At 63.1% G+C, this 12,681-nt stretch carries 12 protein-coding genes; 6 read left to right on the top strand and 6 right to left on the bottom strand.

The annotated features are described in order from the left end of the window. The first annotated feature begins 214 nt into the window (after positions 1-214). From ugpB to ugpC, 4 genes are all read left to right on the top strand, one after another. Entirely contained in the window at positions 215-1,525 is a 1,311-nt protein-coding gene (gene ugpB / locus NKI25_RS06055; RefSeq protein WP_352471403.1) for a sn-glycerol-3-phosphate ABC transporter substrate-binding protein UgpB, read from the top strand. An 81-nt stretch (positions 1,526-1,606) separates the two neighbouring features. Next, positions 1,607-2,491: a sn-glycerol-3-phosphate ABC transporter permease UgpA gene (ugpA, locus tag NKI25_RS06050; RefSeq protein ID WP_023677936.1), complete on the top strand. Its 885-nt coding sequence runs from the start codon at positions 1,607-1,609 to the stop codon at positions 2,489-2,491. A gap of 8 nt (positions 2,492-2,499) precedes the next feature. Next, positions 2,500-3,348 (top strand): sn-glycerol-3-phosphate ABC transporter permease UgpE, encoded by an 849-nt coding sequence (gene ugpE, locus NKI25_RS06045; protein WP_023677937.1) that lies wholly within the window; start codon positions 2,500-2,502, stop codon positions 3,346-3,348. A gap of 7 nt (positions 3,349-3,355) precedes the next feature. Continuing rightward, positions 3,356-4,423 carry a sn-glycerol-3-phosphate ABC transporter ATP-binding protein UgpC gene (ugpC, locus tag NKI25_RS06040; protein WP_352452447.1) on the top strand — a complete coding sequence of 356 codons (1,068 nt, stop codon included), beginning with the start codon at positions 3,356-3,358 and terminating at the stop codon, positions 4,421-4,423. 22 nt (positions 4,424-4,445) lie between these two features. Here the strand turns inward: ugpC and NKI25_RS06035 are convergent, their stop codons facing one another. The 3 genes from NKI25_RS06035 to NKI25_RS06025 all read right to left on the bottom strand — a co-directional run bounded on the left by NKI25_RS06035 (position 4,446) and on the right by NKI25_RS06025 (position 8,285). Then, positions 4,446-5,528 carry an ABC transporter ATP-binding protein gene (locus NKI25_RS06035; protein ID WP_352577204.1) on the bottom strand — a complete coding sequence of 361 codons (1,083 nt, stop codon included), beginning with the start codon at positions 5,526-5,528 and terminating at the stop codon, positions 4,446-4,448. Beyond that, positions 5,525-7,108, bottom strand: coding sequence for an ABC transporter permease (locus NKI25_RS06030; protein ID WP_352577202.1), 1,584 nt, complete (start codon positions 7,106-7,108; stop codon positions 5,525-5,527). Before NKI25_RS06030 ends, NKI25_RS06035 begins: the two co-directional genes overlap by 4 nt. Before the next feature lie 169 nt (positions 7,109-7,277). Then, positions 7,278-8,285: an iron ABC transporter substrate-binding protein gene (locus tag NKI25_RS06025; RefSeq protein ID WP_352577252.1), complete on the bottom strand. Its 1,008-nt coding sequence runs from the start codon at positions 8,283-8,285 to the stop codon at positions 7,278-7,280. Between the two features lie 202 nt (positions 8,286-8,487). Between NKI25_RS06025 and NKI25_RS06020 the strand changes: the two genes are divergently transcribed. Together NKI25_RS06020 and NKI25_RS06015 are read left to right on the top strand one after the other, a co-directional pair. Further along, positions 8,488-9,030 carry a sigma-70 family RNA polymerase sigma factor gene (locus NKI25_RS06020; protein ID WP_352570551.1) on the top strand — a complete coding sequence of 181 codons (543 nt, stop codon included), beginning with the start codon at positions 8,488-8,490 and terminating at the stop codon, positions 9,028-9,030. Position 9,031: 1 nt separating this feature from the next. Further along, on the top strand, positions 9,032-9,670 hold the full coding sequence (locus NKI25_RS06015) for an NrsF family protein (protein ID WP_352593919.1): 639 nt from the start codon (positions 9,032-9,034) through the stop codon (positions 9,668-9,670). Positions 9,671-9,678: 8 nt separating this feature from the next. Here the strand turns inward: NKI25_RS06015 and NKI25_RS06010 are convergent, their stop codons facing one another. From NKI25_RS06010 to NKI25_RS06000, 3 genes are all read right to left on the bottom strand, one after another. Then, the gene (locus tag NKI25_RS06010) at positions 9,679-10,557 is read right to left on the bottom strand and encodes a 3-hydroxybutyryl-CoA dehydrogenase (protein WP_352998256.1); all 879 of its coding nucleotides are present in this window, start codon (positions 10,555-10,557) and stop codon (positions 9,679-9,681) included. Positions 10,558-10,671: 114 nt separating this feature from the next. Beyond that, complete coding sequence (locus NKI25_RS06005) at positions 10,672-11,601, bottom strand: electron transfer flavoprotein subunit alpha/FixB family protein (RefSeq protein WP_023677946.1); 930 nt, start codon at positions 11,599-11,601, stop codon at positions 10,672-10,674. A 155-nt stretch (positions 11,602-11,756) separates the two neighbouring features. Next, on the bottom strand, positions 11,757-12,506 hold the full coding sequence (locus NKI25_RS06000; protein ID WP_023677947.1) for an electron transfer flavoprotein subunit beta/FixA family protein: 750 nt from the start codon (positions 12,504-12,506) through the stop codon (positions 11,757-11,759). Between the last annotated feature and the right edge of the window lie 175 nt (positions 12,507-12,681).

The following is a 12,681-nucleotide window of genomic DNA, read 5'->3' as shown; positions in this document are numbered from 1 at the left end:
CGGGCCATGAGGCGGGTCTTTTCGGGGGAAAACCGACGCCGCTGCGCCGAAAAGACGGTGATGTGATTTCTTGCGCCCGGTTCGGTAGCGAGTGCACTTTAGGAAGGAATGATGTTCATTGATCCGCAATAAAACCGTTGTCCGATTGTCATCAGCGCCACATATTGGCTTTGCGGAAGTGCCCCTTTCGCCAATGACAAACGGGAGATGAAACATGAAGTTCTTCGGCTTTGCGGCCGGTATCGCCGCCACCGTGACCCTGCTTTCCACCACCTCCGCCTTCGCCGTCACGCAGATCAGCTGGTGGCACGCCATGACCGGCGCCAACGCCGAGGTCGTCGCCAAGATCTCCAAGGATTTCAACGCCAGCCAGAGCGACTATGAGCTCGTTCCGGTGTTCAAGGGCACCTATCCGGAGACGCTGAATGCCGGCATCGCTGCCTTTCGTGCCGGGCAAGCGCCCGATATCCTCCAGGTGTTCGACGTCGGCACCGGCGTGATGATGGCGGCCGAGGGTGCGATAAAGCCGGTGGCCGATGTGATGACCGGCGCCGGGATGACTTTCGACAAGAGCCAGTATCTGCCCGGCATCGTCGGCTATTATTCGAAGCCGGACGGCACCATGCTATCGTTCCCCTACAACTCTTCCTCGCCGATCCTCTACTACAACAAGGACATCTTCCAGAAGGCAGGCCTCGACGTGAACAATCCGCCCAAGACGTGGAACGAGGTGTGGGAAGCTGCCAAGAAGATCAAGACGAGCGGCGCCGCCCCTTGCGGCTATACCTCGACCTGGCTGACCTGGATCCACCTGGAGAATTTCGCGGCGTGGAATGACGTGCCTTGGGCCACCCAGCAGAATGGCCTGGCCGGCGGTGATGTCGAACTCAAGATCAATGCGCCGATTTTCGTCAACCACTTCCAGGCGCTCGCTGACCTGGCCAAGGACGGCACATTCAAATATGGCGGGCGCACCTCCGAAGCCAAGCAGATATTCCTCGCCGGCGAATGCGGCATCTTCACCGAATCGTCGGGCGGCCTCGGCGATATCGTCAAGTCCGGCATGAACTATGGCATCGGCCAGCTTCCTTACGACAGTGACGCCAAGGGTGCCCCGCAGAACACGACGCCGGGCGGTGCCAGCCTGTGGGTGTTCGGCAACAAGTCGGACGAGGAATACAAGGGTGTCGCCGCCTTCTTTGCCTATCTGTCCAAGACCGATGTGCAGGAATATCTGCACCAGAAGTCGGGATACCTGCCTGTGACGCTCGCCGCGTATGAGGCGACGAAGAAATCAGGCTTCTATGACAAGAACCCCGGCCGCGAGACACCCATCCTGCAGATGATCGGCAAGTCGCCGACCGACAATTCGAAGGGCGTGCGCCTGCCGAATCTGCCGCAGGTGCGCGATATCCAGAACGAGGAGCTGGAGAAGATGCTGGCCGGCCAGCAAACCGCCCAGCAGGCACTCGACAATGCGGTTGCGCGCGGCAACGCGGCGATCAAGGAAGCGCTGGAGAACTGACGGGATTATCTCGGTTAGTCGGTTGGAATATCGCCCACGCGAGCCGGCGTGGGCGATACCTGGATAGCGAGGGAAATCAGCCTGTCTCCACGCGTCGTCTTTCCCAACAAGATCCTGCCCTACCTGCTGGTGGCGCCACAACTCGCCATCACCCTGGTTTTCTTCTACTGGCCGGCCGGTCAGGCGCTTTACCAGTCGATGCTCAGGCAAGACCCGTTCGGGCTGAAGAGCAGGTTCGTCTGGTTTGCCAATTTCCGGAAGGTGCTGGCCGATCCGGCCTACCTCAACTCGATCAAGGTCACCGTAGTGTTCTCTCTTGCGACCGCGATCGTTGCCATGGTTGTGGCCCTGCTGCTCGCGGTCATGGCCGAGAAGGCCGTGCGCGGCAAAGGCCTCTACCGCACACTGTTGATATGGCCTTACGCCGTGGCGCCGGCGATTGCCGGCATGCTTTGGCTTTTCCTGTTCAATCCCTCGATCGGCTCGTTGGCCTATTTGCTGAGAAGCCTCGGCATCGTATGGGACCCGCTGCTCAACGGCACCCACGCCATGATCCTGCTGGTGTCGGCTGCTGCCTGGAAGCAGATCAGCTACAACTTCCTGTTCTTCGTCGCCGGCCTGCAGGCGGTGCCGAAAACGCTGATCGAAGCGGCGGCCATGGACGGCGCCGGCGAAACCAAGCGCTTCTGGACCATCGTCTTCCCGCTGCTTGCGCCGACAACCTTTTTCCTGCTGGTCGTCAACACCGTCTATGCCCTGTTCGACACGTTCGGCATCGTTCATGCCGTCACCGGCGGCGGGCCGGGCAAGACGACCGAGACGCTGGTCTACAAGGTCTACAATGACGGCTTCGTCAATCTGATCCTGGGCGATTCGGCGGCGCAGTCGGTCATCCTGATGGCCATCGTCATTGCGCTCACAGCGATCCAGTTCCGCTATGTGGAACGCAAAGTCCATTACGGCTGAGGGCAGCGATGATCGGCCAGTCCCCGCTCCGCACCTTCATCGCCCATGCCGTGCTCATCCTCGGCATATTGATCGTGGCTTTTCCGATCTACTACACCTTCGTTGCCTCGACGCACACGCTGCAAACGATCCTCAGGCCGCCCCTGCCGCTCTTGCCCGGCGACCAGCTATGGAACAATTACAGCGAGGCGCTGTTCGGCGGCATCGGTCGTATCGGCGGGGTCAGCGTCGGCAGGCTGCTCCTCAACACCACGATCATGGCGCTCGGCGTTGCGGTGGGAAAGATCTTCATCTCGATCCTGTCGGCCTACGCGATTGTGTTCTTTCGCTTTCCGCTGCGCATGACCTTCTTCTGGCTGATCTTCATCACCTTGATGCTTCCAGTCGAGGTGCGCATCCTGCCGACCTACAAGGTGATGGTCGATCTCGGCATGATCGACACCTATGCCGGCCTGATCGTCCCGCTGATCGCCTCGGCCACCGCAACGCTGCTGTTTCGCCAGTTCTTCATGACCATACCGGGCGAATTGGTCGAGGCGGCGCGTGTCGACGGTGCCGGGCCATGGCGCTTCTTTTTCGATATTCTGGTGCCGCTGTCGCGGACAAACATCGCCGCGCTGTTCGTGATCCTCTTCATCTATGGCTGGACGCAGTATCTTTGGCCGCTGCTCGTCACCAACAGCAACGACATGAACACCATCGTCATCGCGCTGAGAAAGATGGTTTCCTTCGCCGATGCCGACACCCAATGGCACCTGGTGATGGTCACGGCAATGCTGGCCATCGTGCCGCCGATCCTGGTGGTCGTGCTGATGCAACGCTGGTTCGTGCGCGGTCTGGTCGAATCCGAAAAGTGAGAAGCCGATGGCGACCGTGGATCTGAAGGATGTCAGGAAAATCTATCCCAGCGGTGTCGAGGCCGTGAAGGGCGTTTCCATCGCCATTCCCGACAAGGAGCTTTGCGTGCTGGTCGGCCCCTCCGGCTGCGGCAAGTCTACGCTGCTGAGGATGATCGCCGGGCTGGAGACGATTTCTGCCGGTACTGTCGCCATCGACGGCAAGGTGGTCAACGCCATTGGCCCGACCGAGCGCGACATCGCCATGGTGTTCCAGAACTACGCGCTCTACCCACATATGAAGGTCTATGACAACATGGCCTATGGCCTGCGCAACCGCGGCACGCCGAATGACGAGATCGACAGCAGGGTACGCTCGACTGCCAAGGTGCTGGAGCTTTCGGCGCTGCTCGACCGGCGCCCGCGCGAGCTTTCCGGCGGTCAGCGCCAGCGCGTCGCCATGGGTCGCGCCATCGTACGCAACCCGAAGGTCTTCCTGTTCGACGAACCGCTGTCCAACCTCGATGCGAAATTGCGCGGGCAGATGCGCATCGAGATCAAGAATCTGCAGCGCTCGCTTGGCGTCACCTCGGTTTATGTCACGCACGACCAGCTTGAGGCGATGACGCTGGCCGACATCCTCGTCGTCATGAACGCCGGCCTGGTCGAGCAGACCGGCGCGCCGCTTGATGTGTACGAGAAACCGGCCTCGACCTTCGTCGCTTCGTTCATAGGCGCACCGCCGATGAATCTGCTGGCGCTCACAGGGGCCTCCCCAAGCTCGGTATTGGCGGACGGCACTGTGATTGGCTTGGCGCCTCGACAGGGCAAGGCAGTGACACTAGGCTTTCGTCCGGAGGACGCCGACATCACCTTCGCGGCAGAGGCGCCGGCCGGCGCGCTCGCGCTGCCGGCAACAGTGGAAGCGGTCGAACCGGTCGGTGCCGAAAGCTTTCTCCATTGCGTGGCAGCCGGCAGCCGCATCGTGGTGCGCGTCTCAGGCCGCGCTAGCGCCAAGCCAGGCGACCAATTGCGCGTCGTGGCTAGGTCCGAAAAGCTGCATTGGTTCGATCAGGCGGGCAAACGGGTCGATTGAAGTCGGCCTTGCGCAAAACCGTTCAGGCAAACACATGCGCCTTGCCCGACACGGTCAGCCGGACGATCTCGCCGATCGCCGGCGCGTCCATGCCCGGCTTGCGCAGGATCAACGGCGTATTGCCGATGGCGGCGGCGTCGGGCGGATCGGGGCTGTTCAACAGACGCACCGCGATGGTGCACATCGAGCCGGCGAACTCCGATTCCGTCACCTCGCCGAACAGCATGTCCGGCGTGCCGGACATGCCTTCACGCGATGTGCGTTTCAGCAACACCTGCTCCGGCCGCAGCATGATGCGAGCGACGTCGCGCCGCTCCGAGCTGTCGACAGCGATGCGGCCGAGCGGCGAGATTGCGAAGCCATCGGCGATCCTTGCCGGCAGGACGATGGCGTCGCCAAGGAACTCGGCGACCATCCTGTCCTTCGGCTTGAAATAGAGCTCGCGCGGCGTGCCGACCTGCGAGAATTTGCCGTCGCGCATCACCGCGACCTGGCTGGCGAATGACAGCGCCTCGGCCTGGTCGTGGGTGACCAGGATGGTGGTGATGCCGGCGGTTTCAAGGAGCTCGGCCACGGCCTTGCGCATCGAGGCGCGCAGGCCGGTGTCGAGCGCCGAGAACGGCTCGTCGAGCAGCATCAGCCGCGGCTTCATGGCCATGGCGCGGGCGAGCGCGACGCGCTGCTGCTGGCCACCGGAGAGTTCGTGCGGACGGCGCTTCAGGATACCTTTGTCCAGCCCGACGACATAGGCGAGCTCGGCGATGCGCTCACTGCGCTTTTCCTCGTGACGCCCCATGCCGAAGCCGATATTGGCGGCGATGCTCAGATGCGGGAATAGAGCGCCGTCCTGCGCCACCAGCCCGATGCCGCGGCGATGCGCCGGCACGGCCGTGTCGCCATCGGCCAGCACCTCGCCATCAAGCACGATGCGGCCCTGGTCCGGCGCCTCGAAGCCGGCGATCAGCCGCAGCAAGGTGGTCTTGCCGCAACCGGACGGCCCGACGACAGCCGTACGGCTGCCGCTGGCCACGCTGAGGTCGACGCCGGCAAGTGCTGCGACCGGCCCGTAGTGCTTGTGGATGCCGCTCAGCTCGAGAAAGCTCATCGCCCGGCCATCCGCTTCGACTGGACGTAGAGCAACCAGGTCAAAGGCAGCGACATCGCCACCATGATCAGGGCATAAGGCGCCGCCGACGCATAGTCGATCTCGCCGCTATAGGACCAGAACGCCATGGCCAGCGTGCGGGTGCCGTTGGGCGCCAGCATCTGGGTTGCGGTCAATTCGTTCATGATACCCAGCGCGACCAACGCCATGCCGGCTGCGGCGCCCGGCGCCGACAGGCGGATGGTCGTCGACCACAGCGCCTTGAGCGGCGACCGGCCGAGGCTGGAGGCGGCGCGTTCGAGCTCGACCGGCGCCTGTGCGATCGACGCCCTGAGGCTAATCAGGGCGCGCGGCAGGAACATCAGCGCATAGGCGACCAGGATGGTGAACAGGGTCTGGTAGAGCGGCATGGCGATACGCACGGCGATGGTGACCAGCGCCAGGGCGATGACAACGCCGGGCAACGCGCCGACGATATAGTTGCAGCCCTCCAGGACGCGTTGCAGCCGCCCCGGCGCGCGGATCGAAATCCACGCCATCGGCATTGCCGCGACGGTGGCGAGCAGCGCGCCGGCAATTGCTAGGAACAGCGTTTGGCCAAGCGCCAGGCCGATCTCGTCGAGCCGCCAGACATCGGCGCCGCCGGCCATGAGCCAGCGGCCGATAGTGGCGAACGGCACGCCGAGCGCCAGCAGCGTGGTAATGGCAGGCAGCAGCAGGCAAGGAATGGTGGCGCGCCCAAGGCCCGTGCGCTGCTGCTGGCGCGCAGCACCCGAACCGACGCGGGCATAGCGCTCCTCGCCGCGCACCAGCACCTCCAGCCCGAGCAGCACAAGGCAGCAGGTCACCAGCACGCCGGCCAGCATGTTGGCGGCGGGACCGTTGAAGGTCGACTGGAACTGGTCGACGATCGCGGTGGTGAAGGTGTCGAAGCGGATGAAGACATAGAGCCCGTATTCGGCCAGGAGATGCAGGCCGACCAGCAGGGAGCCGCCGCAAATGGCGAGCCGGAGCTGCGGCAGCACGACACGCCTGAACACACGCCACGGGCCGAGACCAAGGGCTGCCGCTGCATCCTCGAGAGCGGGATCGAGCCGGCGCAATGCCGCCGCCACCGGCAGATAAAGGAAGGGGAAATAGGCGATGACCGACACAAGCACGCCGGCCCACAGGCCGTGCAGTCTGGGCACCATGGTGACCCAGGCGTAACTGTGGACGAAGGCCGGAATGGCGAGCGGCGCCACCGACAGCCAGGCCCATAGGCGGGCACCCGGCAGATCGCTGCGCTCGGTCAGCCAGGCCAGCATGACCGACAGCACGATCGAGATCGGCACCGCCAACACCACCAGCAGGCTGGTGTTGACCAGAAGTTCGCCGACGCGCGGCCTGAACACCAGCGCCGCCACCGTTTCCCAGCCGGTCTGCACCGCCACCCAGACGATGAAGGCAAGCGGCAGCAGCGCGAAAAGCGAGACAAAGACGGCAGCCAACGCAATCCATGAGACCGACCAACGACGTGCCCGCACGGCCGTGGCGTCGGCCGGCAAGCCTGGGCGTGCGAGATCGATCGCGGATTGCATCAGATCAGACGTTGCGCCAGCTCCGCCCGGAGGCGGAAACGATCGGCGGCGGATAATCTCGCGGGTAGCTTGTGGTCATAGGCAAATGCCATCTTGAAAACAGAGCGCTCCTGTGGAAAGCGAATTCCCACAGGAGCGCAGTCGGTTGCCCTTTTAGGACGAACGCCGGCTAAAGCAAGCCGGCCGCCGTCATCAGGTCGGTCACCTTTTTCGAGTTCAGCGTCGTCGGGTCGACTTTCGGCGCCTGCAGATCGGCCAGCGGCACCAGCTTCGGATTGGACTCGGCGCCCTTGCCGACTGCGTATTCGAACGAATCGCCTGTTTTCAGCACGTCCTGGCCGCCATTGCCGGTGACCCATTTCAGGAAAGCCTGCGCTTCCTTCGGGTGCTTGCTCGAGGCCAGCACGCCGCCGCCGGAAATCGAGACGAAAGCACCGGGATCCTGATGCTTGAAATAGTGCAACTCGACGTTCTTGCTGTTCTCGCCGGTCTTGGCCTGATCGCCGTAGTAGTAATAGTGATAGATCACGCCGCCTTCGACCTCGCCGGCATTGACCGCCTTCATCACCGTGCTGTTGCCCTTATAGGCGGTAAAATTCTCCTTCATCGCCTTCAGCCATTCGGCCGTCGCCGCCTCACCCTTGAGCTGCAGAAGCGCGCTGACGATCGCCTGGAAATCGGCGCCGGAGGGCGAAGCGGCCCAGCGGCCCTTCCAGCTCGGATCGGCGAGATCGAGCAGCGATTTGGGCAGCTGGTCGGCGCTCAGCTTGGTCTTGTTGTAGGCAAAGACGGTGCTGCGCGCGGCGACGCCGACCCATTTGCCGCTCGCCGGCTGGTACTCCTGCGGAACCTGGGCCAGCGTCTCGGTGCCGACCGGTGCGAACAGGCCGGCCGCCTCGACTAATGCCATGGCCGGCGAATTCTCCGTCAGGAATACATCGGCGGGCGAAGCGGTGCCTTCCGCAACGATCTGATTGGAGAAATCGCTGTCGCCGCCATTGCGGACGGTAACCTTGATGCCGGTTTCCTTGGTGAATCCCTCCGCCCAGGCCTTGGTCAGGTTTTCGTGCTGGGCGTTGTAGACGACGATGCCCTCGTCCTCTGCTATTGCCGGGCCGGCGATCAGGCTGATTGCAAGTGCTGTCGCACCGGCAAGGGCGGAAAGAGCATATTTCATGGCGTCGTCCTCGATTTCGATGGTCTTTGGCTTGGCACGCTGCACCTACCAATACCTGACTGGTGCAGTCAACATTGCTGGCCCACTCAATCGCTCAAAAGGAGCAAACTTTCGTGATGCTCAGCTAATTTGCCTTGGACATTATTTCGCCGGCCCCGTAACAAATCAGCGCCGAGACGCGAATATCGGGGAGTGAACTCTTGTGAGCGGCAAGGACGAAGCCGAGCTTTCACGCCTGCTGCGGGCCGCGATCGCCGGAGACGAAAGGGCCTATGCCGACTTTCTGCACCGGATCGCCGCGCTCGTTCGTGGCTTTGCCCGGCGCAAGATCGTGCAGGGCGGGGTGGATCCCGAGGATGTCGTGCAGGAAACCTTGCTGGCCATTCATGTGAAACGACACACCTGGCGCCATGATGCGCCGGTGCTGCCTTGGGTCTATGCAATAGCCCGCTTCAAGCTGATCGATGCGTTCCGGCGGCGCGGTCGGCGGATCGAGATCGAGATCGACGAAATCGCCGAGACCTTTGCCGAGCCGGAATCGGAGACGGTGAGCGAGCGCGACATCAACCGGGCGCTCGACAGCCTGTCGCCGGCACAGCGTTCCGTCGTCTCGGCCGTATCGGTCGAAGGCCGGTCAATCGGTGAGACCGCGGCCAAATTCGGCATCAGCGAGACGGCTGTGCGGGTGTCACTGCACCGCGGGCTTGCCGCCATTGCCAAACGGTTCAGGGCGGGGCGGGAATAACATGAGGACCGAAGATCTCATCAAGGCGCTCGACGCCGATGCCCGCAGCAAGGCGCTGCCGCTAGGCACCACCTGGTGGCTTGCCACCGGCGCGGCCATCGTGATCGCGGCCGCGGTTTTCTGGCTGACGATCGGCCCGCGCCCCGACATCGCGATCGCCATGCACACGATGCGGTTCCTGTCCAAATTCGTCTTCACGATTGCTCTTGCCGCCAGCGCCTTTGTCCTGGTGCGTGGGCTGTCGACGCCCGGTGCATCGACCGGCCGGGCGGTGAGCTGGATGGTCGCCGCGCCGCTGCTGGTGATTGTGGCTGTGATTCTCGAACTCTTCGCCGTGCCTGCGTCCGACTGGGGCACGCGCCTGGTCGGCACGAACATGGTCATCTGCCTGACCTTCATTCCGTTGATCGGGATCGGCCCGCTTGCCGTCTTTCTCGCGGTGCTGCGCCATGGCGCGCCGACAAGGCCGGTGCTTGCCGGTGCGGCCGCGGGCCTGCTTGCCGGCGGGCTGGCGGCGACCTTCTATGCGGCGCATTGCTTCGACGATTCGCCGCTTTTCGTCGGCACCTGGTATACGATCGCGGTCGCCATCCTTGCCGTGCTCGGGGCGCTCGGCGGACGACTTTTTGTGCGCTGGTAGCGAGGCGATCAGCGTGTCGGAACGGGATGCTCGCCGCGATAGTCGTAGAAGCCGCGGCCGGTCTTGCGGCCGAGCCAGCCAGCCTCGACATATTTGACCAGCAGCGGGCAGGGGCGGTATTTCGAATCCGACAGCCCGTCATGCAGCACCTGCATGATCGACAGGCAGGTATCGAGCCCGATGAAATCGGCAAGCTGCAGCGGCCCCATCGGATGGTTGGCGCCGAGCTTCATGGCGGTATCGATGGCGTCGACCGAGCCGACACCTTCATAGAGCGTGTAGATCGCCTCGTTGATCATCGGCAGCAGGATGCGGTTGACGATGAAGGCCGGGAAATCCTCCGAGACGGTTATCGTCTTGTCGAGCTGCTTCACATAGGTTTTTGCCGCCTCGAAGGTCTGGTCCTCGGTGGCGATGCCGCGCACCAGTTCGACCAGCTTCATCACCGGAACCGGATTCATGAAATGTATGCCGATGAAGCGTTCCGGCCGGTCGGTTTGTGAAGCCAGCCGTGTGATCGAGATCGATGACGTGTTCGTCGCCAGGATGGCCTCGGGGTTGAGCTGCGGGCAGAGCTGGGCATAGATCTTGCGCTTGACCGTCTCGTCCTCGGTCGCTGCTTCGATCACCAGATCGGCGCCCGCAAGGTCGGCCATGGCCGGTGCCGACGAAATGCGCGCCATCGCCTCATTGCGCAGCTTTTCCTCGAGTTTGCCGGAGCCGACCTGACGGGCCATGTTGCCGCTGATCGTAGCGATGCCCTTTTCGGTGCGGTCGGGCGAAATATCGTAAACCAGCACCTTGTAGCCCGCCAGCGCCGACACATGGGCGATGCCGCCACCCATCTGGCCCGCGCCGATGATGCCGATCGTCTCGATCTTGCTCATTACCCGATCCCGTCGAGGCCTTTGCGGCCCGTTTTTTGTGCAGTGCAAACTAAAAGGGCGGGGCGACTTCGTCTACCCCACCCCTCAGAATTTAATACGCTTTGGCAGAAGGCGTCAAAGCGCCTTTTGCAGTTCCGGCAGAATGACGAAGAGATCGCCGACGAGACCGTAGTCGGCGACCTGGAAGATCGGCGCTTCCTCGTCCTTGTTGATGGCAACGATCACCTTCGAATCCTTCATGCCGGCAAGGTGCTGGATGGCACCGGAGATGCCGACGGCAATATAAAGGTCGGGCGCTACCACCTTGCCGGTCTGGCCGACCTGCCAGTCGTTCGGCGCATAGCCGGCATCGACGGCGGCGCGAGATGCGCCAACCGCCGCACCGAGCTTGTCGGCGACCGGCAGGATGACCTCCTGGAACTTCTCGGAGGAGCCCAGCGCACGGCCGCCCGAGATGATGATCTTGGCCGAGGTCAGCTCTGGACGGTCGGTCTCGGAGAGCTTGTTCTCGACAAAGCTCGACAGGCCGGGATTGGCCGCCGCCTGGACCGTCTCGACCGGCGCGGAACCGCCCTCGGGTGCTGCCTGGAAGGAAGCGGTACGCACCGTGATGACCTTCTTGGCGTCACTGGACTGCACCGTCTGGATGGCGTTGCCGGCATAGATCGGCCGCTTGAAGGTGTCGGGCGACACGACTTCGATGATTTCAGATATCTGGGCGACATCGAGCAGCGCCGCCACGCGGGGCGCGACGTTCTTGCCCGACGAGGTCGCCGGCGCGATGATCGTCTCGTATGGCTCAGCAAGCGAAACGACGAGTGCCGCCAGCGGTTCGGCGAGACGCTCGGTCAGTTCGTCGGCGTCGGCGAGCAGCACCTTGGTGACGCCCTTGAGCTTGGCGGCGGCGTCCGCTGCCGGCTTGGCACCTTTGCCGGCAACCAGCACATGCACGTCCGAACCGATCTGCAGCGCCGCCGAAAGCGCCTTGGCGGTCTGGTCGGAAAGCGCAGCGTTGTCGTGTTCGGCAATCAGAAGAATAGCCATGATGTTTTCCTGACTTTCGTCTTCGAGGCTCCTGAAATCCGGTCAGGCCGAGTCGAAAACGGTTGGTTTCGAGAACCGGAGCGGAGCGTACTTCAGTACGTGAGCACCGGAAGCGGAGAAACCGGCCGTTTGCAGGCCGGCCTCATCGGATTTCCTTAGAGCACGCCGGCTTCGTTCTTCAGCTTGTCTACCAGTTCGGCGACGCTCTTGACCTTGACGCCCGCCTTGCGGCCGCCCGGCTCCTCGGTCTTGATCACTTTAAGCCGCGGCTTGACATCGGCGCCGTAATCGGCAGGGCTCTTCTCGTCGAGCGGCTTCTTCTTGGCCTTCATGATGTTGGGCAGAGACGCGTAGCGTGGCTGGTTCAGCCGCAAATCGGCCGTGACGATCGCCGGCATCTTCAGTTCCAGCGTCTGCAGGCCGCCATCGACCTCGCGCGTCACCGTGGCCTTGTCACCGTCGAGCACGATCTTGGAGGCGAAGGTGCCCTGCGCCCAGCCGAGAAGTGCGGCCAGCATCTGGCCGGTCTGGTTGGAATCGTCGTCGATCGCCTGCTTGCCGAGAATGACAAGGCCGGGCTGTTCTGCCTCGACGACGCCCTTCAGCACCTTGGCGACGCCCAGCGGCTCAGTCTGCTCGTCGGTCTTGACCAGGATGGCGCGGTCGGCGCCCATGGCGAGCGCCGTGCGCAAGGTCTCCTGTGCCTGCTGCGGCCCGATCGACACGACGATGATCTCTTCGGCCTTGCCAGCTTCCTTTAGCCGGATCGCCTCTTCGACCGCGATCTCGTCGAACGGGTTCATCGCCATCTTGACGTTGGCGAGTTCCACCGCCGAACCGTCCGCCTTAACCCGGACCTTGACGTTCGCATCCACAACCCGCTTCACGGGCACAAGGATCTTCATTTGCCTGTCACCTCTTTCACGATAGTCTCTTCACGCTCGTCGGGCGCGCTATAGCAGCGTGCACCTCTTCAGAGTTGTCGAAAGCCGACATTCCGGACGGAATTCTGGTCTTCGCCACGCCAGTAGGGTGGCGCTTCCGTAGTTGCGGCGACCCCGCGCGTCAATATCGGGGCGC

It is taken from the genome of Mesorhizobium sp. M0808 (assembly GCF_040320025.1).
Taxonomy (GTDB): domain Bacteria; phylum Pseudomonadota; class Alphaproteobacteria; order Rhizobiales; family Rhizobiaceae; genus Mesorhizobium.
This window is presented reverse-complemented; position numbering and strand designations above follow the sequence as displayed.